The sequence below is a fragment of the Pseudoalteromonas sp. S16_S37 genome, assembly GCF_014694405.1.
Taxonomy (GTDB): Bacteria; Pseudomonadota; Gammaproteobacteria; order Enterobacterales; family Alteromonadaceae; genus Pseudoalteromonas.
Window position 1 is genome coordinate 1 of the sequence record NZ_JAAUWV010000025.1, and the last position, 24931, is coordinate 24931.

General features: G+C 41.2%; 23 protein-coding genes. 11 read left to right on the forward strand and 12 right to left on the reverse strand.

Annotation, left to right across the window (positions count from 1 at the left end; all coding sequences use genetic code 11):
* Nucleotides 1–288: 288 nt before the first annotated feature.
* The 4 genes from HC733_RS12195 to HC733_RS12210 all read right to left on the reverse strand — a co-directional run bounded on the left by HC733_RS12195 (nucleotide 289) and on the right by HC733_RS12210 (nucleotide 2979).
* Nucleotides 289–1026 carry a tetratricopeptide repeat protein gene (locus HC733_RS12195; RefSeq protein WP_190365322.1) on the reverse strand — a complete coding sequence of 246 codons (738 nt, stop codon included), beginning with the start codon at nucleotides 1024–1026 and terminating at the stop codon, nucleotides 289–291.
* A 171-nt stretch (nucleotides 1027–1197) separates the two neighbouring features.
* Complete coding sequence (locus HC733_RS12200) at nucleotides 1198–1848, reverse strand: flavin reductase family protein (RefSeq protein ID WP_190365323.1); 651 nt, start codon at nucleotides 1846–1848, stop codon at nucleotides 1198–1200.
* Between the two features lie 32 nt (nucleotides 1849–1880).
* Nucleotides 1881–2603: an SDR family NAD(P)-dependent oxidoreductase gene (locus HC733_RS12205; RefSeq protein ID WP_190365324.1), complete on the reverse strand. Its 723-nt coding sequence runs from the start codon at nucleotides 2601–2603 to the stop codon at nucleotides 1881–1883.
* Nucleotides 2596–2979: a thiol-disulfide oxidoreductase DCC family protein gene (locus tag HC733_RS12210; RefSeq protein ID WP_190365325.1), complete on the reverse strand. Its 384-nt coding sequence runs from the start codon at nucleotides 2977–2979 to the stop codon at nucleotides 2596–2598. Before HC733_RS12210 ends, HC733_RS12205 begins: the two co-directional genes overlap by 8 nt.
* Nucleotides 2980–3099: 120 nt before the next feature.
* Here HC733_RS12210 and ppc point away from each other — a divergent pair, with 120 nt between their 5' ends.
* The 3 genes from ppc (at nucleotide 3100) to cdd (ending at nucleotide 7302) form a co-directional block, all read left to right on the forward strand.
* Nucleotides 3100–5733 (forward strand): phosphoenolpyruvate carboxylase, encoded by a 2634-nt coding sequence (ppc, locus tag HC733_RS12215; RefSeq protein ID WP_190365326.1) that lies wholly within the window; start codon nucleotides 3100–3102, stop codon nucleotides 5731–5733.
* 289 nt (nucleotides 5734–6022) lie between these two features.
* The gene (locus tag HC733_RS12220) at nucleotides 6023–6391 is read left to right on the forward strand and encodes a hypothetical protein (RefSeq protein ID WP_190365327.1); all 369 of its coding nucleotides are present in this window, start codon (nucleotides 6023–6025) and stop codon (nucleotides 6389–6391) included.
* Between the two features lie 44 nt (nucleotides 6392–6435).
* Complete coding sequence (cdd, locus tag HC733_RS12225; protein WP_190365328.1) at nucleotides 6436–7302, forward strand: cytidine deaminase; 867 nt, start codon at nucleotides 6436–6438, stop codon at nucleotides 7300–7302.
* A gap of 64 nt (nucleotides 7303–7366) precedes the next feature.
* Here the strand turns inward: cdd and udp are convergent, their stop codons facing one another.
* Nucleotides 7367–8122 (reverse strand): uridine phosphorylase, encoded by a 756-nt coding sequence (gene udp, locus HC733_RS12230; RefSeq protein ID WP_190365329.1) that lies wholly within the window; start codon nucleotides 8120–8122, stop codon nucleotides 7367–7369.
* A gap of 155 nt (nucleotides 8123–8277) precedes the next feature.
* Between udp and HC733_RS12235 the strand changes: the two genes are divergently transcribed.
* From HC733_RS12235 to HC733_RS12245, 3 genes are all read left to right on the forward strand, one after another.
* Nucleotides 8278–9057, forward strand: coding sequence for a DUF2189 domain-containing protein (locus HC733_RS12235; RefSeq protein WP_190365330.1), 780 nt, complete (start codon nucleotides 8278–8280; stop codon nucleotides 9055–9057).
* A gap of 310 nt (nucleotides 9058–9367) precedes the next feature.
* Entirely contained in the window at nucleotides 9368–10480 is a 1113-nt protein-coding gene (locus HC733_RS12240; RefSeq protein WP_190365331.1) for an arginase family protein, read from the forward strand.
* Nucleotides 10481–10602: 122 nt separating this feature from the next.
* Nucleotides 10603–11298, forward strand: coding sequence for a transporter substrate-binding domain-containing protein (locus HC733_RS12245; RefSeq protein WP_190365332.1), 696 nt, complete (start codon nucleotides 10603–10605; stop codon nucleotides 11296–11298).
* Between the two features lie 18 nt (nucleotides 11299–11316).
* Here HC733_RS12245 and HC733_RS12250 read toward each other — a convergent pair whose 3' ends face one another.
* Nucleotides 11317–11562, reverse strand: coding sequence for a VF530 family protein (locus tag HC733_RS12250; RefSeq protein WP_190365333.1), 246 nt, complete (start codon nucleotides 11560–11562; stop codon nucleotides 11317–11319).
* A gap of 24 nt (nucleotides 11563–11586) precedes the next feature.
* A complete protein-coding gene (locus HC733_RS12255; protein ID WP_190365334.1) occupies nucleotides 11587–11877 on the reverse strand; it encodes a DUF1496 domain-containing protein in 291 nt (96 codons plus the stop codon).
* Between the two features lie 96 nt (nucleotides 11878–11973).
* Between HC733_RS12255 and HC733_RS12260 the strand changes: the two genes are divergently transcribed.
* The gene (locus tag HC733_RS12260; protein ID WP_152087769.1) at nucleotides 11974–12204 is read left to right on the forward strand and encodes a TIGR02647 family protein; all 231 of its coding nucleotides are present in this window, start codon (nucleotides 11974–11976) and stop codon (nucleotides 12202–12204) included.
* A 2-nt stretch (nucleotides 12205–12206) separates the two neighbouring features.
* On the opposite strand, the gene maiA is transcribed toward HC733_RS12260, so the two are convergent.
* Together maiA and hmgA are read right to left on the reverse strand one after the other, a co-directional pair.
* Nucleotides 12207–12833 carry a maleylacetoacetate isomerase gene (gene maiA, locus HC733_RS12265; protein WP_190365335.1) on the reverse strand — a complete coding sequence of 209 codons (627 nt, stop codon included), beginning with the start codon at nucleotides 12831–12833 and terminating at the stop codon, nucleotides 12207–12209.
* Between the two features lie 68 nt (nucleotides 12834–12901).
* Nucleotides 12902–14197, reverse strand: a complete 1296-nt coding sequence (gene hmgA, locus HC733_RS12270) for a homogentisate 1,2-dioxygenase (protein ID WP_190365336.1) — start codon at nucleotides 14195–14197, stop codon at nucleotides 12902–12904.
* Between the two features lie 128 nt (nucleotides 14198–14325).
* Here hmgA and HC733_RS12275 point away from each other — a divergent pair, with 128 nt between their 5' ends.
* Nucleotides 14326–14760, forward strand: coding sequence for a MarR family transcriptional regulator (locus HC733_RS12275; RefSeq protein ID WP_190365337.1), 435 nt, complete (start codon nucleotides 14326–14328; stop codon nucleotides 14758–14760).
* A gap of 57 nt (nucleotides 14761–14817) precedes the next feature.
* Here the strand turns inward: HC733_RS12275 and HC733_RS12280 are convergent, their stop codons facing one another.
* The 3 genes from HC733_RS12280 to HC733_RS12290 form a co-directional block, all read right to left on the reverse strand.
* Nucleotides 14818–18138 (reverse strand): TonB-dependent receptor, encoded by a 3321-nt coding sequence (locus HC733_RS12280; protein ID WP_190365338.1) that lies wholly within the window; start codon nucleotides 18136–18138, stop codon nucleotides 14818–14820.
* A gap of 192 nt (nucleotides 18139–18330) precedes the next feature.
* Nucleotides 18331–21429: a TonB-dependent receptor gene (locus HC733_RS12285; RefSeq protein WP_190365339.1), complete on the reverse strand. Its 3099-nt coding sequence runs from the start codon at nucleotides 21427–21429 to the stop codon at nucleotides 18331–18333.
* Nucleotides 21430–21458: 29 nt separating this feature from the next.
* Nucleotides 21459–22319, reverse strand: a complete 861-nt coding sequence (locus tag HC733_RS12290; RefSeq protein ID WP_190365340.1) for a S1/P1 nuclease — start codon at nucleotides 22317–22319, stop codon at nucleotides 21459–21461.
* Nucleotides 22320–22707: 388 nt separating this feature from the next.
* On the opposite strand from HC733_RS12290, the gene HC733_RS12295 reads away from it, so the two are divergent.
* The 3 genes from HC733_RS12295 (at nucleotide 22708) to HC733_RS23635 (ending at nucleotide 24918) form a co-directional block, all read left to right on the forward strand.
* Nucleotides 22708–23439 (forward strand): PhnD/SsuA/transferrin family substrate-binding protein, encoded by a 732-nt coding sequence (locus HC733_RS12295; protein ID WP_238937536.1) that lies wholly within the window; start codon nucleotides 22708–22710, stop codon nucleotides 23437–23439.
* Entirely contained in the window at nucleotides 23429–24355 is a 927-nt protein-coding gene (locus HC733_RS12300; RefSeq protein WP_190365341.1) for a hypothetical protein, read from the forward strand. Before HC733_RS12295 ends, HC733_RS12300 begins: the two co-directional genes overlap by 11 nt.
* 194 nt (nucleotides 24356–24549) lie before the next feature.
* Nucleotides 24550–24918 (forward strand): 4-fold beta flower protein, encoded by a 369-nt coding sequence (locus tag HC733_RS23635; protein ID WP_446727640.1) that lies wholly within the window; start codon nucleotides 24550–24552, stop codon nucleotides 24916–24918.
* Nucleotides 24919–24931 lie beyond the last annotated feature (13 nt).

The following is a 24931-nucleotide window of genomic DNA, read 5'->3' on the forward strand; positions in this document are numbered from 1 at the left end:
GACAATGCCCATTCAAAACTGGCGTCAGGCGATGAGTCGATTTATTATCGAATTCGAGGAACGCCTCGAAAGACATATCAACTAAATGGCAGTTACACAGAATCTGTTACAGGGTCGAAGTGAACGAATAGGCAATTCATTTTGTCACCCATCGTGATAACAACAATTACAAGCCTTTTTATGAGGCGTTTTAAACTCATTTAATGATGACTAGCTCATACCAACCTTTATGCTAACGTTTTTCATCCAGTATAAAGAGTGGGTATGAGCTAGAGTGACCAGTAGCGTTTAATATGTGGTTTTGCGTGGTCTTACTTCCGGAATATATTTACGCTCTTGAATTTTATAGTATATTTCAGTCGCTTTTTCAGTGGCTTGCTCTATTTGAGAAGGAGAAAGCTGCTTTTCATCTAACTGACGGCTTTTAGCGGCTTGCTGATTGCCATTGTATTCGGCAATCGTGTTCCAAATAAAAGACTTTTCGATATTTTTACTTACTCCAAGACCCTGATAATACATCAAAGCTAGGTTAAACTGTGCCAATGTGTAATTGCTGGCCGCCGCTTTTTCATACCAGTCCATAGCGACGTTATAATCTTTAATTACACCATCACCATTGGTATACATAACACCTAGGTTAAACTGGGCCGCTGCTAGGTTTTTCTGAGCTGCTCGCGTGTACAGTTCAACAGCGCGCTGTTTATCTTGTTTAACACCTCTGCCTTGTTCATACATAACTGCAAGCGAGAACATAGCATCAGCAACACCTGTGTTCACCGCATCTTGGAATAGTTGGGCGGCTTTTCTTAGGTCTTTAGGTACGCCAAAGCCTCCCTCATACATTTTTGCCAACTCATAAATACCTGGGCCGTAACCCATATCAGCTAAATATCTGAATTCTTTCAAGGCGACTTCAAACTCACCTTTGTTGGCTGCCTCTATTCCTTCTTCAAGGCCTGCGTTACTTGGGAGTGCCCATGTCAATATACCGACACACAGGGCAACTCTAAATTTGTTTTGCCACATGCTACGTCTCCTATTATTTGACAATCTCAGTTGTTGTAATAATTTACTGAATCACAAAGATAAAGCAAACAATACAATGAATGTATTCTATTGGACCATTATTAGTAAACTAAGTGCAAGAGAAGAATGTTGTTTTGGCCTTTACCTTTATAAATACAGAGAAGTCAGAACTTATTTACAGGGTGCAATACTGAGAGGGTGTAACGCTTCATTGGGCTTTGCGTAGCTTAGGCGTATCAACCCAGAGGTAGTGTGATACCTATCAAGGCCACTGATGGAAACGGTATTTAATTTTTCTAAGTCTAAAAAACCATCTTGGCAATAAGCTTTATCGTTTTCTAAATAAACGTCTGTTATCTCTCCAATCACTAACACTGTTTGGTTTAGCTCTATGGTTTGCGTACTTTTAAGCTCCACAGCCATTTTTAACTTACTTTCTTTAACAAACGGCGCGATGCAGCTGCCGGTATAGTATGGTGTTAAACCCACAGCTTTAAATTCAGATACATCCTTGTTATAACGTGCTGATGTTTGGTGTGCCTTTTCAACTATATCTGCATTAATGTGATTGATGGTGTACTGGCCAGTTTGAAGGATATTCTCTAGAGTATCTCTAGGCACAGAGTGCGGCCTCATTATCATACCTATTAATGGAGGATGAGCGCCCAAATGAAATACCGAGCTCACTATTGCTAAATTCTCTTGACCTTGATCATCGACTGTACCGATAAGGTTAGCGCTTTTGAATCCAGACAACGAATTAATAAAGTGCACTCGAGTTTGTTTATCTAAGTTTTCAATATCTTGTTTTGTAAAATGCATATAATTTTGCCTTCGATAATTGCGATGTATAATTACCAGTTGATGCTATTTCCCTGCCAGTCAATATAGTCCACCAGCCCGTTATGCTCTCTTGATTCAATCAAATTGCTGAGCTGTTGAGCAACAAATGATGGGGAAAATAGCTTTCCCTCTGGAACATTGTTTTGAAATGGTTTGGAAAGTGGGCTGTCGGTTGTACCGGGGTGAAACAGCACACATTTACAGCGCTTGGCACGTCTTGCAAGTTCGATTGATGCTGTCTTTACTGCCATGTTTAGAGCAGCTTTACTGGCTCGGTAGCTGTACCAACCCCCTAATACGTTATCATCAATACTAGCGACTCTTGCGCTTAAAAAGGTGATCACACACGTACTTTGGTGAGTTAAATGCTGACCAATACCCTTAAGCCAAAGCATAGGCGTGATGGTATTTGTTTTCAAAAGCCAAGTTAGGTAGTGCTCGTTGAAGTCTTCAAGGCGCTTTTCAGGTCCAAATTGTTCATTATGGAGCTGACCATTGAATATGCTGATACTTTTCGCAAATCGGATATGTGATTTTATGCTTTCTGCTAGAAGTAATATCTGCGCCTCAGAGTAATCACACTCAAAGTGAGTATGGTTATTGTCTAACTGCGACATAGCACTTTGGCTGACAGTGATAAGTTGACTATTGGGGGATCTGACTCTTTGCTCTTGTATAAATGCTTGAGCGATTGCGCTGTTAGCCCCGATTACGATGACACTATCTTTACTCATTGATATCGCATCCCGACCGTGTACATTGATTCGGTAATAATAATTTTGATATCGCCATGCGATTGTTAGCAAAGAACAAGTAGCCTTTGTCTGCAAACCAGCGCATAGGCATAAGGCGTAATAATATCAACCACCGATGTCTTCCTACCGCTTTCCAAGCTTGATAGGTGGCATCTAAACCGAGCCATACTATGCCTTGAGCGTCTTGCAGGTGTAGAATTTTAAGCGCTCTTTGCTTATCAATATTCGGGTTTTCAGTAGCAAAATTGTCGCTATGCAAGTCAACAAGGGTAATTCGATTATGTTTGTCGTGAGACTTTAAGTTTTTCATTTCAGCCACACACAGGGGGCAACGGCTATCATAAAATATTTTCATGTCACGTCTAACTTTAATTTTGATACAGTAGCTTACGGTCAACAGGTAAAAATAGATCGCTCGTAAATCGAATTAATCTCGGTATAGTGAGTAGTATAAAATCTCGACAAAGGATGCATTATGACTGAGCAATATCAAACGTTACGCACTAACGTAAGCATGTTGGGTGAACTGCTAGGAAAAACAATACAGCAGGCCCAAGGGCAAAAAGTGCTTGATAAAGTTGAGCAAATTCGCAAGTTGTCTAAATCTTCGCGCAATGGCAATGAACAAGATCGCGCCTTACTCATAGACACGCTGCATGGTTTGACCGATGAGGAATTACTGCCAGTAGCGCGCGCATTTAATCACTTTTTAAACCTTGCTAACGTTGCTGAGCAGTTTCACACAATATCAAAACAAGGCGCGCCTGATGGCATGCTTAGCACATTAAAAAATACCCTAACACAGCTAAAGACAAACGTTGATGAAGGGTCATTGAATCTGAATCAAGTCGCACAAGTAATCGCAAATTTGAAAATGGATTTGGTACTTACAGCGCACCCCACCGAAGTAACAAGACGTACTATCATAAGCAAACATGTAGAGTTAAGTGAGTGTCTAGAAGCACTTGAATTACATATTTTGGATGAACATCATCAAGACTATCTGCTTGATAGAATTGAGCAGTTAATCTGCCAAGCATGGCATACCAATGATATACGCGATAAGCGTCCTACGCCGTTGGACGAAGCAAAATGGGGATTCGCGGTTATAGAAAATAGCCTTTGGCATGCTGTTCCTGAGTTTATTCGCCAATTTCACAGCTACAGCGAAGAAATCCTTTGTCTGAAGCTACCTGAAGATTTTTCACCTATCACTTTTACTTCATGGATGGGCGGCGACAGAGATGGTAACCCATTTGTAACAGCGCAAATTACGCAAACCGTGTTAGATCATGGCCGCTGGATGGCGCTTGATTTGTATTACAGAGACCTCGATAAGCTTAGTGCAGAATTATCAATGCACTGTGCAAGTGATGAGCTCAAAGAGCAAATTGGTGAGCAAAGTGAGCCTTATCGCTACTTATTAAAACTACTTAAGTCTCAAGTGAGTGAAACAATCTTTGCTCTGGAACACAAAATAAAAAATGAACCAACCAAAAAACAAGACAAAATTACCCACGTTTCGCAGTTAAAAGCGCCCTTAGAGCTCATCTATCGGTCTTTATGTAAGGTAAATATGGATGTAATTGCGAATGGACTGTTGTTGGATGTGATCCGTCGTTTAAATTGTTTTGGCGTTAATTTATGTAAGTTAGATATACGTCAGGACTCGGCACGCCACACCGAGGTATTCAGTGAGCTGACGGGCTACTTAGGTCTTGGCAAATATGCAGATTGGTCAGAGCAAGACAAGCAAGCATTTTTACTAGCAGAGTTAAACTCACGCAGGCCTTTAATACCAAAACATTGGCAGCCTAGCAGCAACGTAAAAGAAGTGTTAGATACATTCGAGGTGATAGCCAATCAAGATGAGCATGCATTGGGCATTTATATTATCTCGATGGCGCAAAATGCATCAGATGTTTTAGCGGTTGAGCTATTGCTGCAAGAGAGTGGCTGCAAGTTCAAACTCCCAGTCGCTCCTTTGTTTGAAACGCTTGATGACTTAAATCGCAGTGCGCAAGTAATGACAGAGTTGTTCGCACAATCTTGGTACAGGCAGCACATTAATCGCAAGCAGTTTGTGATGATAGGTTATTCCGATTCAGCCAAAGATGCTGGGATGATGGCCGCAGGATGGGCACAATACAGTGCAATGGAAAAGCTGGTAGATATCTGCGAACAGCAAGACATTGAACTGATCCTATTCCATGGCAGAGGTGGAACCATTGGTCGCGGTGGCGCTCCTGCAGCTCAAGCTTTACGCTCACAACCCCCAGGCTCTCTTAAAAATGGCTTGCGGGTAACGGAGCAGGGCGAAATGATCCGCTTTAAATTTGGTTTACCCAAAGTGGCAGTGCAAAGCTTAGCTATTTATAGCGGCGCAATTATAGAGAGCAATTTGCTGCCTCCACCTCAACCAGAGAGTAGTTGGCAAGAGGTGATGGAACTTATCAGCAGTGCCTCATGTGAGCATTATCGCAGCATTGTGCGTGAAGACCCGCAGTTTGTACCGTATTTTAGAATGGCAACTCCTGAAGTTGAATTGGCAAAATTGCCGCTAGGCTCTAGACCTGCCAAGCGTAATCCTAATGGTGGGGTTGAAAGTTTACGCGCTATTCCTTGGATATTTGCATGGAGCCAAAACCGCCTCATGCTGCCAGCTTGGTTAGGTGCATTGCAAGGTCTAAAAGCGGCTGTTGAAGAATATTCAGAGCAAACGTTGAGACATATGAGTGAGCAGTGGCCGTTCTTTAGAACACGGCTAGAAATGCTAGAGATGGTATTTTGTAAAGCGGACAGCTGGCTCAGTGAACATTATGAGCAAGGTTTGGTCGATGATGACTATAAGCCTTTGGGCAAAAAATTAAGGGACGAACTAAGCCAAGCCCGAGATTTAGTGCAACGCTTAGCGCCTGATTCTACATTGTTGTCGGCGCAGCCTTGGATAAAAGAATCAATTGCACTGCGAAACCCCTATACCGATCCACTCAATGTGCTACAGGTTGAGTTATTAAATCGAGCTCGCTCAGGACACAGCGATGACATTGATAATGCGTTAATGATCACTATGACAGGAATTGCCGCGGGAATGCGTAATACCGGGTAACGCATACTGGGTAACGCATACCGGGTAGCGCTAAGCAACATATCTTCAGTGTCAGTCTTTTTGCCATCTTTTGCGGCTATGCTGGCACTGCTTCTCAAACAGGCAGTAGGCTCGATTTAGCAAAACCAATCCTTAAGTATTAAATGCACAAGAAAAAACAGGTGTTTTTGATTAAATTTATTGACATTGGTTCTCATTTACTTAAAATCGACCGACTGGTAATACCAGTAGGTCGATTTATGAGCGAACTTACCAGTTTTTAATTCGCTATCGCTTTTATTGAGGTCCAATGTCAACACTATCTACTAGTATCACTTACGATGATACGACATCGCTAATTTTAATGACGTTACGTGGTTGCGTTAGCGCTGACGATGTTGTGAGTGTTTATCGAATCGCAAATGACTATGCAAAAGCGCACAATAGCTCAAAGATTTTGATTGATTTGAGCGAGGTAGAACATCGTTTTGAGGCCATCGACATTGTTGACTTTATGCCAAAAGTTGCGCACTACATGCGAGACTTTACGATTGCAAGAGTCGTTGGTTTTGAAGGCTACATGCATGACCTGATTTTGCAAAAAGCGAAGCGATATAACGTTAATGCTGAAAATTTTGAATGCTTTAAAACTGCAAAGCAATGGTTGTGTAATTTGTAGATTGTGCTTACACTGTCCTGCCATTAATCAATCATGTTTTAGTAATGGCAGTATTTAATCCGCAACAAATAAAACAACTACAAGAACAAGCCAAGCATACACGCGGTCATTTTTCAAAAGCCCAATTAAGCGATTTACAAAAGCAGTTAGACTGCACTTTGGAATCATTACTCAAAGCCTTACTACCGGTGGCGGCAACATTTTCTCAAGCACCTATTTCTCATTTTAATGTTGGTGCTGTTGCATACGATAAAATCAGCGGCAATGCTTATTTAGGGGCAAATCTTGAGTTTTCACATCAAGCTTTAAGCTTGGTAGTCCATGCAGAACAATCAGCAATTAATAACGCATGGTTAAATGACGCTAAAGAAATAAGTGCGATGGCAATCACCGATGCGCCATGTGGCTACTGCCGACAATTTATGAATGAGCTATCAACCGCACAAGCGCTTAATATTATGCTGCCAAATCTCAATACTCAGCTTGGTGAGTTGTTGCCAAGTGCGTTTGGTCCTCAAGAGTTAGACAATTCTGAGCGTCTGCTAGCAAGCAGTGAGGCAAAAATTATCAGTTTGTCGAGTGAGATAAGCGAGTCGTTAAAATTACACCTACAAAGCGCTTATGCGCCTTATTCAAAGAACATCTCAGCTGTCGAAATATGTACAGTCTCAAATGGCAACTTTTACGGTCGCTACGCGGAAAATGCCGCATACAGCCCAAGTTTATCTCCTATGCAAAGCGCACTAAGTCAGCTTGCATTGGCTGGATTGACTGCAAAGCAAGCTGGTATTAGCCATATTACTTTGGTGCAAAGTGAAGGGTTTGAGAATCAAAAGGCGGTTGCTGAAGCCGTTTTAGACAGTTATGGCATAGATTTGCAAATTAAACACGTGACAGCAAAATACGCATAATTTGGCGCATTGCAATAATGAGTTTAGATGGCCTCTAGGAATAGAGGCCATGAGAGTAAAATAATTATTTTAGTAGTATTTCTGCCGCTTTTAGCACAACAGCCACTGAATCGTGCTCTACTTTTGCATGATCAACGGTTGGGATCTCTTGACGTGTTCTGTTAACCAAAACACCCGCCACACAAGCTGCTTTTAAGCCTAACGTTGCGCACATAGTAAATAAAGTCGCAGACTCCATTTCATAGTTCATTACGTTTAACTTTTGCCACTCAGCACAACTACCTTGGAACGCTTTGCTCACATAACCTGAATAGGTATCGTAACGTTCTTGGCCGGGATAAAACGTATCACTAGACGCGGTTATGCCGATATGATGCGGAATATTTAACTCTTCACATGCGTTGACCATTGCTTGTGTACAATGAAAATCTGACACAGCAGGGTAGCTCAAAGGGGCAAAATGCTGACTTGCGCCATCTAGTCTAACGGATGCGGTACTGACTAAAACATCTCCCTCATTTATGTGAGGCTGTATTGCACCTGTCGTTCCAACACGTAAAAAAGTACGAACACCTAATTGCGCTAATTCTTCAACCGCGATGGAAGTAGATGGGCCACCGATACCCGTGGAGCAAATTACCACAGAATGGTTGTTTAGCGTTGCTCTGTAGACATGAAACTCACGAGTTTGGGCCAAACAGAAAGGGTCGCTTAGCTTGTGTGCGATACGTTTTGCGCGCTCAGGATCGCCCGGTACAATTGCTAGAGTAGCACCGTTAAGTGCCTGTTTATCTAGCCCTAAATGAAATACCTTATCCATAGTAAACCTTATTTTTATCTAAAGCGTAATGTTTGTTATTACTGGCCTTAAAGTACAGGACAGATGTCCGATTTTGCGGTTGCAATTGTATGCTTACTTGCATCTTTAAGCTTGATCTTCTAAACCTTAAGTGTAGCAATATAAGAGGACTTATTATGCCAGCATCTCCACCGATTGATAAACATACCGAATTTGCACGTTGCTTTGAAAGCAACAAGATAAGCACTTTTGCGGCTTTCCACTGGCTCGCACTTGCCTTTAAAGACATGACAAGAGCGCCAATGCTTAGCTTAATCTACGGTTTAATTTTTACCATTATTCCCGCCACTATTATGTGGCTTGTGTATCAATCTGGAACACATCTTGTCATTTTACCTGCAGCGGTTGCTTTTGCACTTATTGGGCCTGCGTTTGCAGCGGGTTTGTATGATGTTGCTTGGGAGCTTGAAAAAGGTCACACGCCGACGTTTATGCATAGCCTTAAGTCTATGTTTAGAAACCCAGCAGGAGAGTGGGGTTTTGCAGTTTTACTGATGGTGATAATGATAGTTTGGATGCGTTTAGCTGCACTTATCCATGCTTTATACCCAAATGTTGCAGACCCAACTTTTGAGCAATTGTCGGCCTTTCTAACACTTGGCACTTTAGTGGGTGGAGTTCTTATGGCGTCGGTATTTGCGATTTCAGCGTTTACTCCACAAATTATGATGGAGCGCAGAGTTGATATTATGACCGCTGTAGTAAGTTCAATGCATGCCGTTAAGTCGAATGTAGGCGCAATGTTAGTATGGTGTGCGTTGATAGTGCTTCTCGTCCTTTTAGGATTTTTAACGGGAACGGCAGGGTTTATTATTATCATGCCATTGCTAAGCTACGCCAGTTGGCATGGTTACATTGCAATTATTAAAACTAAAAAGCCAAGAGGATACGAATAACCTTTAACTATTCATTAGTTATGAATATTAAACCACGGCGTTAATGCCCTTCATTGCATGCCGTGGTTGACATTAACAATCACGATGTTATACCTCCCTTAAGTTTGATTTTATCACTGCGCTGCCAACGCCTTAATATTTGAGTTTTTTATTTAAGATGTTGTATATAAAAGATTTATATTTTTCACTATCTACGCTCTCATTACTAAAGCTTGGTACTAGGCAGCATATGCCTAAGGCTGCTTGATAGAGCAAGAAAAAAATTGCAAAGCGCATTAATATGCAAGATCGTTATCTTTGGAGGCTTCAAATGGCGAATACAAAACAACAATTTATACAAAAACTTGAGCACTGTTTGTGTCCCCCTGGAGATGGTGTATTTACTGTAAACACAGCAAAAGAAAGAAAAGATGCATTAAGAACCAAATTGTATGGTCAAACCGAAGGGGTTGACGCGCTTTGGAAAGCATCATTGGCAAACATTGAACAAAGTGAACATAAAGCCGCCATATTGGGGATCAGCTCTGATTGTGGCGGTGGTATTTTAAGAGGCGCTAACTGGGGACCATTATTTCTGCGCTCAACACTCATCGAGCAGCAACCACACGTGAGGGCTTTTGATTTAGGTGATGTTCGCGTTATTCCACATCTTCTTCACGACAAATATTTAAATCAAGCGACAATCAGTAATTGCCAAAAAGCGCTGTATCAAAATGAAAACAGTGAGTATTACGTATCACCTCTATCTATTACAGAAGATGTATGCGACGGCTTTTATCAACAATATCCAGAGAAAGGCATATTTGGTATTGGTGGAGACCACTCAATAAGCTACCCGTTAACAAAATCATATTTAAAAGCTAAACGTGATGCAGGCAAGCGCACGGCAATCATTCATTTTGATGCACACACAGACTTGTTAGTTGAACGTTTAGGAATTGATTTATGTTTTGGTTCTTGGTGCACGCATATTCTTGAGTTTTTACCAGCACCTCACCATCTTATCCAATTCGGTATTCGTTCAAGTGGTAAAGACAAAGCACACTGGGAGTCAACATTTGGTGTTAAACAGCATTGGGCACACGAAATTCGTGAGCAAGGCGCTGATGCCATTGCTGCGCAGGTAATTGCGCAGCTTAAAGCGGATAATGTTGATGAATTGTATGTCAGTTTTGATATTGATGCGCTGGATGAGGAATTCGCTTCAGCAACAGGCACACCAGAGGGCAATGGTATGACGCCTGATGAGGCGATGACCATATTAAAAGCGCTACGTGCAGAGTTTCCTATTACGGGTGCCGACATGATGGAAATAGCGCCTTTCACCGATAGCTCATTGGTTGGGCAAACTAGCTCAGAAACGACGTTACGCGAAGGTGCAAAACTATCTGCATTCTTGATTGACGCTATCAACAACTCGTAACCTTTTGTGATAATTCTAAAAACGGCTGCTATTTAAGGCGGCCGTTTTTGTTTGATTTCTGTTCTAACCAAGGTGAGTACGCTATATTTCTTGTAGTTCACATGGTTACAGGTAGTTACTGAATGCGATTATGGTTAGTGGTTTTGAGCTGTGTTTGCTTATCATCTCAGGCAAATTCGCTCAATGTCATGACAGAGGAATTCCCTGATTTTCAATACACCAATAAAGAGGGTGTGTTAGTTGGCTCAGCGGTGGATAAAGTCAAAGCCGTTTTGCAAAAAGCCGATATAGACTATGTTTTTAGTGTTAATCAATGGTCGGTAACTTACAACGCTGCGCAACGAAACCCCAATAGCTGCATTTTTTCTATCGCTCGTTCAGACTCAAGAGAACAGCTATTTGACTGGCTTTTTCCTATCAGTACCTTTTCGACATCTTTTTACGGTTTGCGTGATAAAAAATATAATATCAATAAGTTAGACGACGCATTAAATTACAAAACAGCGGTAATAAGACAAAACTTTAGTCATCTGTATCTCAAAGAGCGGGGGTTTGAAGAAGATAGACACCTAATCATGATCTCTAGCTTTGACAATGTTTTTGAACTATTGGCAACAAGAAAAGGCTTTATAGATTTGGTGATCTTAAGTGATGTGCAATTTGAGCATAAAAGCAAAACAGAACACATGACCACAATGTTAGAGAAGAAGTACACATTACCTAATTTTGGTGCAAAGTTGTACTTTGCTTGTAACAAAGAGCTTGCACCAAGAACCAAAAGCAAAATCATTGAGGCATATAAATCACTTTACGAATAATATGGCTATGGCGTGGCATTATTTTTTGATCGAAGGCCAGACAAAGCCATGAAAAGTATCAAGATAAAGCTGTTCTACCTTTTCTCGCGCCCAAGGCGTTTTTCGCAAAAACTTTAAACTAGACTTTACGCTTGGGTCATGGGTAAAACAGCGAATATTAATCGCCTCCCCCAGTGCTTGCCAGCCAAGTTCTTGCTCTAGTTTAATAATGATGTCTTCTAGTTTTACACCATGTAATGGGTTGTTTGGCTGCTGTTGCGTCATGAAAGCACTCTAATTACAAAACCGCTAGTTTACCCTGATTGTCTTTACTGGGTCTAGCCTAATAGGTTGGCCTTCTTTATTTGCTTTTAACCACACTAATTGACTCTGTGGTTGGTTACTGTATTTGGGGCTGCAAATAAATAACAAATCAAACTGCTTGATTAGCGCCCCCTCGCTATATTGCGCACCTTGATACCAACAAACTCGATGTGGCATTTCAAGCAATGTGACCTTTTCATGATTCGAATCAACAGCAAATGAGTAACTTGCTGTTATTAATAAAGCACTTAAAGCGATATAAACAAGTGATTTCATGGCAGAACTCCCAGAGTTGGCTAATCTTTAAATAAAGCAGTTATACGCTTTGCAGAAGTAACTATAACAAGATAAAAACAAAAGAAGGGGATCGCAATGGCGTTTGATCAAAATATGATGGCAGAACTTACCTTATTAGCTAAATTTCCACGAACCAGTATGCATCAAGGTATTAAAATACACAGTGATGCTGAGCAAAGTTTAATTGACGCAGCACAGAGGCTGTATGATAAAGGAATTATAGATAGCCCAGATGGCGGTTATCTTACCGATCTGGGCTTGGACTTGATCTCTCATCTAGACCAAGTTCATTGTGCATTGCAATGATATTACTGTGCGTCAGGTTGATTCTCTGGCGCAGCATCACTAAATGCGGGTAATTGATTACAACGCTCGTAAATGGCAGCTATTTTAGGGAAGGGGGTCATATCAACATTAAAACGTAGCGCGTTGAATACCTGAGGCACTAAGCAAACATCTGCGAGTGAGGGCTTATCACCAAAACAGAATTCGCTGTCGCCTAGCATTAATTCAAGCTTTTTAAACCCTTCTATGATCCAATGACGATACCAAGTATTTTTTTGTTCATCATCAACATTCAGCTCTTGGCTTAAGTATTTAAGCACTCGAAGGTTATCGATTGGGTGGATATCACACGCTATGGCATAGCAAAAGTTGCGAACCTGTGCTTTTTGCCAAGGATCGTTTGGCAGTAATGGGGTATCTGTATGAGTCTCTTCAAGCCATTCTAAAATGGCTAATGACTGAGCTAAAACACCTTGCTCGGTTTCTAAAGCCGGTAGCAAGCCTTGTGGGTTTTTGCTGGTGTACTGCTCACCTTGTTGTTCTGATTTTAGTAGGTTTACCGCCACAAGTTCATGTGCAATATTCTTTAAATTCAGAGCGATACGAACACGATAAGCGGCAGATGAGCGAAAATATGTATAGAGTTTCATAGTCTGTTCCTTAATCACGACAAAAGGCACTCAAAAGAGTGCCTTATCATTTTTTGGTAAGCGCTATGTTACGCGCCTTTGTAGTATTTTTTAATGCCTTTCCAACAATCTAGATAATTTTGCTGACGCTCTTTACCTTCAAGTGCATATTTGGTTGGAGAAATTACATAACGAGATTCAAACATAAACGCTAAGGTATTTTCGTAGCGTTGTGGCTCAAGCTCTGCATTTGATGCTTTTTCAAATACATCTGCTTCAGGCCCGTGTGGAGACATACAGTTATGTAAGCTCATACCACCTGGTACAAAACCATGCTCTTTAGCATCGTAAACACCTTCAATTAAGCCCATGAATTCACTCATGATATTACGGTGATAGTAAGGAGGGCGGAAAGTGTTTTCTGCAACCATCCAACGTGGTGGGAAGATCACAAAGTCAACATTCGCAACACCCGCTGTGCCAGAAGGAGAAGTTAAAACAGTAAAGATTGACGGATCAGGGTGGTCAAAGCTTACCGTATTCATTACGTTAAAGCGTGCTAAATCATATTTGTATGGTGCACTGTTACCAGTCCACGCCACCACATCAAGTGGAGAGTGACCGATATCACAACGGAATAGGTTACCGTTAAACTTAGCAACTAATTCAAAGTCACCTTCTTTATCTTCAAACGCTGCAACTGGGTATTGGAAATCACGCTCGTTGGTGTAGCCGTTTGCACCTACAGGTCCACGCTCAGGTAAAATTAGCGGATGGCCGTAGTTTTCACAGATATAACCACGTGCTTGCTCGCTGATAAGTTCTACTGAGAATTTAATACCACGTGGAATAACGGCGATTTCACCTGGACGCAGTGCTAATTTACCGCATTCAGTGTGCAGTACTAACTCACCTTGCTGAGGTACAAATAAAAACTCACCATCAGCATTGTAGAAGTAACGGCCTTCCATTGAAGCGTTAGCAACGTATACATGAATACCGATACCTGATTGACCGTTGGCACTGCCGTTTGCAGCCATGGTCACTAAGCCATCAATGAAATCTGTTTTTTCTGATGGGATCTCAATTGGATTCCAACGTAACATCGTTGGCGGTGTTGGTACTTCAGTGATTGGCGCGGTGCGTAACAAGCCATTGTCCATCGCTTGATAATCACCTTGTACAACAGATGGGCGAATACGATAAAACCAGTTTCTGCGATTGTCGGCACGCGGAGCTGTAAACGCGGTTGTATTATATTGTTCTGCGTACAGGTCGTATTTTACTTTTTGTGGAGAAAACTGGCCAATTGGTAATGCGCCAGGTAATGCTTCGGTTTCAAACTCATTACCAAAGCCTGTTAGGTATTGAAATTCGTTGCTCATAATTTTTGACTCCTTAGTAGATGAAATCAAGATACTCTCATGTGAGAGTATTATCAAGTGTCTTTCATAAATGAGTTTGTATATAATTGTTTACGAATGTATTCGAGGAGCAAAAGGCGTTGAGCAAGGTGTCACTAAAAATAGACGAGTTTTTACCGTATCGACTCGTAAAGTTGGCAAATAAAGTCAGTAGCGCTTTTTCAAGTGTGTACTTTGAAGAGGCTGGTTTGAGCGTGCCTCAGTGGCGTGCTATTGCGCATTTGGCACAGCAAAAGATGTGCTCTGCAAAGCGTTTATGTGATTTGGCGGAAATAGATAAATCGACTATGTCACGTGCGGTGAAGCAACTCACAGATAAGCAGTTGATTGAACTATGTGCAGATCCCAGCGACAAGCGTGCAAAATTGCTGAGTTTGACGCCAAGCGGGGAGGCACTTTATGCGCAACTCTCTCCAAAGGCACTTCAGTGGGAGGAAGAGCTCCTAGTGGAATTATCGAATGACGAGCGAGCGCTGCTGAGAAGCATGATGGACAAAATAGAGCGTGAAGTAGATAAATTATAGAAAAAGGCCAACATGATGTTGGCCTTTTAACTTTTTTATGCGCTAATTAAATCGGGATTAGAAAGTGTAACGAATACCGATTTTAGCTTGCCACGCAGATGAGCCCTTAACAATTTCTGTGTAGTTACGTACATCAGAACCTTGGTAGCGCTCATTTAGGATTAGCTTACCATTTTCTAGACCACCGAAGTCATACAACTTTTGGTCAGAGTAAGAGATCTTCTTCTCGATGCCCCAGTCGCTATTAAGTAGGTTTGCAAAGTTGTCGACCATAATGTAAAGCTCGCCTTTGTGACCTTCATAGAACCCAGGGATCTCTTGTTTAAAGCTCACATCCATAGTAGTCACCCAAGGTTGCGTACCAGTGTTACGACCAAGGATTTGACCTCTTTCAGTAATACCCGCACGGTTTAGCAGCTTCTCTAGCTTTTCCCATGTCATTGGTGTCTCATTTCTACCTTCTGGGTTTGCTGATTTAACCCAGTCTACATTTGGATCATTAGGACCACTTGGAATGTATGCTAAGTATGCTGATGTGCCATCTAGGCCTCGTGTATCGCCGAAATCACCATCGTTAAATGATCCCATAGTGTAGCTAAATGGACGACCAGAGCGGCGCTCAAAGAATACGTTAAATTTAGACGCATAACCTTCAAAGAACTCTGTTTTGTAGCTAAGGTTTAACTTCAAGCTATGCTCTACTTCATAGTGGCCACGGCCAACTAAATCAACGTTACGACTCTGCGTTGTAGCGTGTTTATAGTTACCATCGGCAGTTGATGCACTACCTGGAGACACATCTTCAACGTCTTGGTGCGTATAACTTGCAGATACGTATAGACCGTTATCCCATTGTTTAGCAAGCGCTGTAGAGAAGATAATTGAACGTGGGCTTACGTCAGCATTGGTCATCATGATGTCGTAATTATCTTTCAAGTCACCAGAGTATCGTGTTTCATAAATGATACGACCTGTTGCAGAACGAACAATTTCGCCATTTTCATCTAACTTAGGTTTTATTGCTGTATTACGCCAAATCGCTTCATTTTCTTTCTTGTGGTATGCAAGTTCAGCAGTCCACTTAAAGCCATCACCTAACATCTCGGAATCAAAGTCGTATTCAAAACCAACTTGAGCACGAATACTTGATGGCAATTCAAAGTTAGGGTCAGTGTACGTTGTACTTCCTGCGCCTTTAACAAGTGATGTGTTAATTTGTTCTGGAACACGCGTGAAATCTACTTGATCAACACCTGAGAAATAGTTGTTGATTGCATTTTGCGACGCTTCAACGTAGGTAATACCGTCGTTTTGGAATGGGTTGTTATACCACACATTTGGAATACCACCTTGGAAGCGACCAATACCACCATTAATCGTTAAAGACTCTGTTGCATAGTACTTAAATCCAATACGCGGCAGGATGATATCTACGCCATCCAAGTTTTCTTGGTTTGTATAACCATATGTGTTTTGGAACGCCGTGTTTAGTGCAGGTTTGTCATCAGATGATAAACGCTCATAGCGCAAGCCCGCAGTCAACTCAAGGTCATCAGTAGGGTAGAACTTATCTTCAACATAAAGTGCTAACTGAGTACGCGTTGCATCATAGGCTAAGTCTTGTGCGTTTCCAGTGTATGCATTTGCATAGGTAAACTTGTAGTTGTCAATTTGACTTCTACGGTCAGTGACAAAATGAAGCTTTTTATTTTCAAAGTCTTCAATGCTACCGAATGTCCATGAACCACGAGAGTTTTTCGCATACAAGTTGTACAGGCGCATGCTATCTAGTTGCGCACCAAAGTTAATTTCATGCTCACCAAGCAAGTAAGTCGCGTCGAACGTTAGTGCAAAAGTTTCAGTTTCAGATTTATTTTCATGACGATTTACGTCACGACCGAATTCAAAAGAATCACCTCGACCACCTGAAACATAGACCTTAACAGTACCTAAATCAGAGTTTGCAATGCTATCGTTAGTAACATTCTTATATGCCAAACCGATTTCTGATGAGAAATCATCTGACCAATCTGAATATAATTTAGCTGCAAAGTTGTTGAACTTGGTTGTGTACTGATAACGCTGAGACGCCATATTTACAGTACCACCACCACTAGCTTCACCACGAGCCTCTTCTTCATCTTGCCATTGGTAAGTGAAGTCAGCGCGGTGAAGGTCGCTGATGTTCCAGCTTAGCTTAACTAGCAAGCTATCGCTTGTATCTTCTGGGTTACCACCGAAACTATCTTGAAGGCCGTATGTGTTATTCAGTGTTGTGATGAACTTGTTGTAATCTGCCTGAGAAACGTTGAATTGGTGTGTGTGTGAAACGCCATCACCTTTAAAGCCGTAGTCCATTTCCTTCTCTTGTTTCCAAGAGTTGTAGTTTACGAAATAGAAAAGCTCATCTTCTACAATTGCACCACCGGTGCTAAAACCAAAACGTGTCTCAGTTAAAATTGGGTCTGTGCTGTTGGCTTCGAAAACTTTTTGACCATCTTCATCAAAAACATTTACGTATTCAGTTTTCTCTTTACCATCTTTATCTATGGTTGTTTCGGGAACTTTTTTCTCTGATAGAGTGTCAGATTTACCAGCTAAGCTAGGCGTGCTTGTCTCATAGAAACCAGTGAATGTGTATTCGTTCGAACCTGACTTTGTTACTGCGTTGATGGTACCACCACCAAAGTTACCTTTTTTTGCAGAAAAAGGAGAAGCGTCAACTGAGATTTGTTCAACAGCATCTAACGCTACAGGAGGTTGTTTTGTAGGATATCCGCCAAAGTTCAAGCCGAAGTCATCGTTTTGACCAATACCGTCAACAGTTAAACCGTTTGTTCTTGGGTTGTTACCAGCAATGGTTAGTTCGCCGTTACCGTTAATGCTAGCAAGCGGGTTTAAACGTGCAACGTCTTTGATATCGTTATTGAAGCTTGGTACGTTAGCAATTGTGTCAGCGCCAAATACGCTGTTTGAACCGCCAGCTTGCTGAACGATTTTATAGCCCGTCACTTCGATTTTCTCAATTTTTTGTAACGGCTCAAGTTGACTGTTGATACGGTGTGTATCACCCAGCTCTAGGAAAATGTTATCAAGCTGAGCGTCTGAATACTTGTCAGAGTCAAGCACTACGCGGTAAGGACCACCAACACGAAGACCTTTTGCGATAAACGCACCAGACTCGTTAGTTGTAAATGTGCTAATTGTGCCTGTAGGCTCGTGAATAACAGTAACTTTAACGTTAGCGGCAGCTTCTCCAGTTGGAGTAGTAATTTTACCACGCATTGCCGATGAAGTGTCAGCTGCGAATGCGCTTGCTGATACGCCAAGAGCTAATGCTAATGCGCCGGCCACTTTAGTTAAGCGAACGTTTCTCATTGTGTTGTTTCCCATGTGTTTAGGTTGTTTCAATTTAAATAAATAAAGCTAAATGGTTGCTTCCGTGTTCAAATCTCATTCAGCTAAAATTTTTGTACCTATCATCAAAATTACATCAAAACACGGCCAGCTCCTGTAAAGGGGCTAACCGTGATTGTTTGTTTAATAAATTCAATCGATAGGATTTACTGCTTAGAAGTCGTATTTAACACCAAAGCGGATTTCGTATAACGATGGCTTGATTTCAAAGTCAGTACCCGATGGGTTATTGAACTTTTCAAATACATATTGTCCGTTATCATTGATTGACGCTGTTACAGCATTTTGCATTGAGTTACCTTTGTTAAGTGTGCCCCAATCGTCATTTAGTAGATTGCCAACGTTTTTAATTACGAAGAACGCTGAACCCTTATGACCTTCAGCAAAACCGCCAAACTCTTGCTCAACTTTCAAGTCAAACGTCACCCACCACTCACCGTCTTGTGAGTTACGGCCTTGAATGTAACCACGCTTCAAGCCCTCACGCTCTACCCATGAATCAAATGCAGCTTTATCGAAGTCTTCACCGTACACGACGTTAGTTGCGTCAACTTCAGGTACGTACAGTAGGTCGCGATTTGCATCAGCATAACCGAACATGCTAGAACGGCCACCTTCGAAAGTGTAAGAATAAGGGTTAGTTACGCTTGCTTGACCGAATAGGCTGAATTTAGTTTCCAAACCGTCGAACAACTCGGTGTTGTAAGATAGGTTCATTGTTACGCGATGCGGAACTTCGTAATCAGAGCGTGATAGACCTGGGTTTTGCGGGTCGTATGTTGCGATTCTGTGAAAGTTTGAGAATGCAACAGAACTGTCCATCGGGTGCACGTCTTTTGCTACTGAATAAGCGTAAGAAAGCGCTAAGTCAATACCATTGTCGAACGATTTATTCATACCAAATGAGATCACGTGGCTGTAGCCATCATCACCTTTAACATTTGTAAGCATCAAGTCAGATTCAAAAGAGTGAATTGAGTCGTTGTATATAGGGCGTCTGTCTGGTGCTGTTTCATTTGAAGATAATGCAAGGTTTCTAACAATAGCAGAGTCTTGCTTGTCCGTGTAAAGATAATCAGCGGTGAATACGTAATCTGATTCAGTTACGTAAGTTGCACCAAGCGACAACTTCCACTCTGAAGGAATTTCAAAGTTAGGATCTGTTACGTTTGTGCTGTCATCTACGCTACCGGTGCTGATCGTATCATATAAAGCTTGTGGAATGGCATAACCTGGTTTACCACCATCAACGAAAGCCACTGCATCAGGACCAAGCAATTGCAGATTTTTTTTATCTGTCTGAATGTTGCGAATACCATCATTTGAATAACTGTTTGAGATCCAAACGTTAGGGTTACCACCTGAATATAGACCGATACCACCGCGCAGCTCTAACTGGTCATTAACTACCCAGTTGATGCCTAAACGAGGCTGCAGTAAGTCAACACCATCAAGGTTCTGCTGGTTAGAGAAGCCATAGCGGTCTTTAAAGTTCGGGTTGTTTGCAGGAACATCATTGCTAGTATACCTGTCATAGCGTAAGCCGGCTGTTATCGTGATGTCGTAGTCGATCAAATCGAACTTATCTTGGAAATACAAGGTATTTAGAGCGTATTTAAACTCACCAGCAGCGTCTTGTGGCTTGTGAGACGACGCGTTACCGTAATATACACGTGCCACACCGTTACGAAGGTCGTCAATGCTACCAAAACGGAACTCGCCTTCGTTGTGTTGTATGAACATGTTGAATACATCTAACTCTTCACGCTCATAACCAAAGTAAAGTTCATGATCATCAAGGTAATAAGTACCTGCGAATTTAAGAGATAAGTTGTCGTACTTTAGTTTGTTTGCCTGACGAGAGTCATCTGGGCCCATATATACGTTTATGTCACCTACTTTAACTTGGAATTCACCAAAGCCAGAAGCGCGGTCGATAGAAATTTGACGGTTATCAAGTTCTGAGTAACCAATACGTACTTCAGTTGTAAATACGTCGCTCCAGTCTGAGTAAATTGATGTTACAAAAGACTGTAGTTCTGCACCACGCTCATATACATGGTTTGACAAAGCAATTTCATCAGAGTCAGCATCTGATTGACTTAGAGAAAAGCCGTCATTGTAGTTATATACAAAGCTTGCACGATGGTCATCATTGATGTTCCAATCAAGTTTAACAAGTAGCTTTTCATCTTCAACAGGCATACTTGGCACCATTGAACCTGCATCATAACCATACACGTCTTTAGTGATAGTGATGATTTCGTCAATAGCAGCTTTGCTTATTCTACCATTTGCATATGGTTTGTACTCAAAGATTTGTGAGCCTTCAAGTTTTTCATAGCTGGTGAACAAGAATAGCGTGTCTTCAACTAGTGGCATGCCAAAGTTAAAGCCGTAGCGTTTTTCAGTGTAGTTACCCGTGTTTTGCTTTTGACCATCAATTTCATCACCAGAAAGTGAATCATTGGTATAGTCAAAGAATAAGCCACCAGTTAATTCGTTAGTACCTGATTTTGTTACAGCATTGATGTTACATGAGGTAAAGCCACCGTACTGGACGTCAAATGGCGCAAGCTCAACAGCTACCTGAGCAATTGAGTCAAAAGAGAACGGCATACGTTCAGTTGGGTAACCGTTGCTGTTCAGGCCAAAGTTATCATTCATGCGCATACCGTCAACAGTTAAGCTGTTGAAACGCGGGTTACCACCAGCACACTGAATTGCGCCTGAGTTACTTTCGTCTACATAAATACGTGGATCTGTGCGTACGATATCTTTGATATCACGGTTGATAGCTGGTTTGCTTTGAAGATCTGCCAAAGAAAAATGAGTAGCAGGACCTGTACCACCCGTTTGAGCAGTAACAGGGCGACCAGTAACAACGATTTGCTCAATATTTTGTTGTGACTTTAACTGAACAGATAAAGGGTAAGTTTTACCAAGAGAGAGGTAAATGTCTTCAATCATGGTATCTTCAAATTTGTCTGAATCTACAATGATTTGGTAAGGACCGCCGACACGCAAGCCTTTTGCTGAGAAAACACCACTTTCATTTACTACTGCAGTTTTTACTGAGCCTGAAGGGGTGTGAATAATTGTAACTTTCGTGCCTGCAGCGGGGTTACCCATAGGGCCAACCACTTGGCCTTTAAGGCTCGACGCTGTGTCATTTGCAAATGCTACACCACTTGCCGCTAAGCTAGCTGCAATCGCCAGCGATAGTGACGTTTTGCGCAAAAGAGTTTTCATTATATTGTTTCCCGTATTTTTAGAACTTACTAGTTATTTAATGTCGCAGTTTTAGAAGTCTTGAGCGCTTCTTTTAGTGGCTGCGCGTTTTTATCAAAAATTTGATTTAATAAGCCTGCCAGTCTAATACCCCCTTGCTGTAAGCGGGTCTTAACTGTTGGCATATATTTGTAAATGTACCCGTAACTTATGTCAGTTTCATTTAAGTCATAAACTTTTTCAGAAATATGATGCGATTCAAGCAACCAATCAGCGGGTTCGCTATTTAAATAGTCTTCTATAATAGCGTTATTTGACGTTTTTATGAAATTTGTAAACTCAGTGTAAGACAAGCGCTCACTTTCAATTAAGCGAGTATCCCAAGTGCTATGAAGATTTGTGTTATCACCAAAAAATGTAACACTGATTTTGTTGCCACCGTGATCGTCAGCTCGACCTGCATGAAAAGGTTGGTGACTATCGCCTACAAGGTGAACTAAAAAGCGCAGCGCAAATCGCTTTTCGTCGATAGAAGCCCGTTCTGATTTCAGTACATTAATACCGTAGTAAATACCATCTAGGATATTCTTAACTTGTTCTTTGGATGATATGTCGTGATGAACATGTTTATGCATATTCTCTGCATCAGTTACATTGATATAGTGCCATTTTGAGGATTTTTTTCGCCAAAATGTGCTGCTGTCCGAACGCATATCATCCGCCCATGTAGAAACTTGTGCTAGAGATTCACCCTCTAATAGAGGCTGCAACGCCTTTTGAGTCGTTGGGGTGATATGTTCAGAAGCTAACTCGCCAACGATGCGATGACCGTTTGCGCCCCAAGCGAATGCTTGCGATGAAGTTACAACCGCCGCTGCGATTACCAAATGAGATAATTTTTTCGTTAACATGTGTTTTTACTCTGAGCAGAAAGCGATAAAAAACCGCTATTTCAATAAGGTCAATTGTCCGTGTTTTTCAAGAAAACAAAAGGAGTCAACGGTATTCATAATTTCTTGTTAATAAATCTTATAAAACAGTGGCTTATGATATATGAGTAAAGTTACCTATTGTAATAAGTAAGAGAACTTGTTGTAATGGCGTTGTCCGTAAGCCAAGAAACTTTAAGTTTTGAACAAAATTCCAATTCTGAATAAAAAATGCACTTTTTTTGTAGTGCTAATACTCTTATTGCTAGCAAACTGGTTTTTGCCTAGCGTGCTTGTTAACAGTGAATTAAATAAGCTTTCACCTGTTGGTTCATATTCATATATATGTAAAACTTCTGGGTCATCGAGTTTGGCGGTATTTAGAGTGCACGTTCCTGTCAGAAGCCTCGCCGAAAAGCTAAAAAAACCGCTTTGCTCTGACCTAGTTATAGCAAAGCAGTATGGTTCAATAGAAATTTATTGGGGTGGTAGTCTTGCGGAACAAATTGAGTTTTTAGCCAAAGGAATAGCGGATGTGATTCTTAGCAAAGACAATGTTATGGAAGCGATGATGGCAGAATCTACGCAAAATTATATGCCATTGATCGGCTATCCAAGTTATACCGCATTTTTTATTTCTGCTCGTGAAAAACCTCGAATTGACAAAGCTTACTTTCTCGATAAAACAATAGGTTTGGTTGACTATCCAACGAGTCGATCGGCGCACATTCTTCCTAAACAGGTTTTTAAGCAGCTAGACATTGACTTGTCGGCTTTAAAAATTGTGTATGCTAGCTCTCATAGCGCTCTGCGGGAGCTGCTATCCAAAGGTGAAGTAGATCTCATCGCGTCATATTGGCAAGAACAGGACCAACAAAGGTTTTCTCAAAACTACATTACGCCCATTGCAGATAATGTGAGCGGCAGTAAATGGTATATAAAAATGACCGATGAAAATACCGATTTGGCTTGCGCGTTGCAAGGCTCAATTAGTGATGTGGTTAATGATATTCAGTCGAGTTACTTCAACAAGCTTAAGCATTATTGGCAATGTGATATTGCACCTTATGGGTTTATAGTGGGTAATGAAAATGAGAACTAAGCCGCAGATATTCATTAGCTTAATATTACTTGTTGCATTGTTTTGGGTATTATTTAGCTTTTCTCAAAGCTATATCATTGAACGTGATGCAAAATATGACATAAGCCAACTTGCCACACGGGTCGCTTTAGATTTAGAAATGTTGCCTGTAGCGGAGCCATTGTTCAATTACAGTGGCGACCAGCAAAAAGTAACCAAGTATATTCAAGAAATAAATGACATGCTCAAAGCTAACAATTCTCGTGTCAGTTTATTGGATATTAGCAGTGCAGAGCCGTTGCAAAACAGCGCTGAAAAAGATGTGTTAATTCTTGAGGCTGCCCATAAAAAAACGGCCATCACTTATAGTGTAAATAAAGCGCATAATGCCATCAGCTACTGTATACCTATTTTGTTCGCATGTATTGCGTGGTTTATGTATCTCAGAGCTTACACCTTTAATAGTCAGAATAAGGTAGTGCCAGCCACGAAAGTCGAAGCTGAAAAGCCCAAATTAGTACTTAATTTAAATACTAAATGTATTTATTTAAGTACTAATCAGAGTCAAAAAATTCAGTTAGCAAATAAACCTCTTTGCTTTTACATTGCGTTGGTTGAGTTTTGTGATGGCAATTCAGATATTATATTGAATCCAAATAAAGACGTACCAGAAGAATTAATCTCAATTGCAAACAGGTATTTTGAGCGTTTGACTGTGCTTGGTCATACGGTTAGAAAAAAGCCTAATTTTTCTAATAGTCTAGAGAAAACGCTGAGCGAGATCCGCGCAGCATTGGATGAGACATTTACAGAGCACCCAGAACTTAAATCAAAGTACTACCCGCCAAAAGCGTACGGAGAGGGCTCTCGCTCCAAACTGCATAGCTATGGGTTGCCAGATATTTGTTTTGAAGATGTTGAAGTAATAGGAAGGTAGCATTGTAAGCTCGATACTTTTACTCCTCAGTTGAGTAATTTAAAAATGAACGAGGTTTAGCTTGCACCTAAAATGGGTAGGTGGTAGCGTTTGTAGTCAGTTTAATTTGTGTGCAAAAGTCTGCGAAGTATTAGATGAAATAATCTTGATCAAAATACTCGCAAATTTACTATCAGGTACTCAAGGAGAGAATTGTGCTTTTCCCATTATTCGATAAAAACTGCAAATTAGTTGCTTGGTTACTACCCAATGCTCATATCTTTGATACAAAGATGAACTGGGTGGCATACCTTAAGAAGGGCCATGCTTGGTCTGCTAAAACAAACAATTGGCTAGGGCCTGTCAATGGCTTAGTTTGTTTAAATAAATCAGGGCAACCTTTGGCTTGGAATCCGCACGACTTAGTAAAAGGCACATCTAGACCGTCAACGCCGTGGCGTTCGTCACGCGTATCTCGACCTAGAAAACCTTTACGACAAGTAACACCATTTAAACCGTCACGACCATGTCGGCCATCTGGTGGCTGGGCTGACGAATCCTTTGCCACTTGGACATCGCAATAGTATTTCTAAAGTT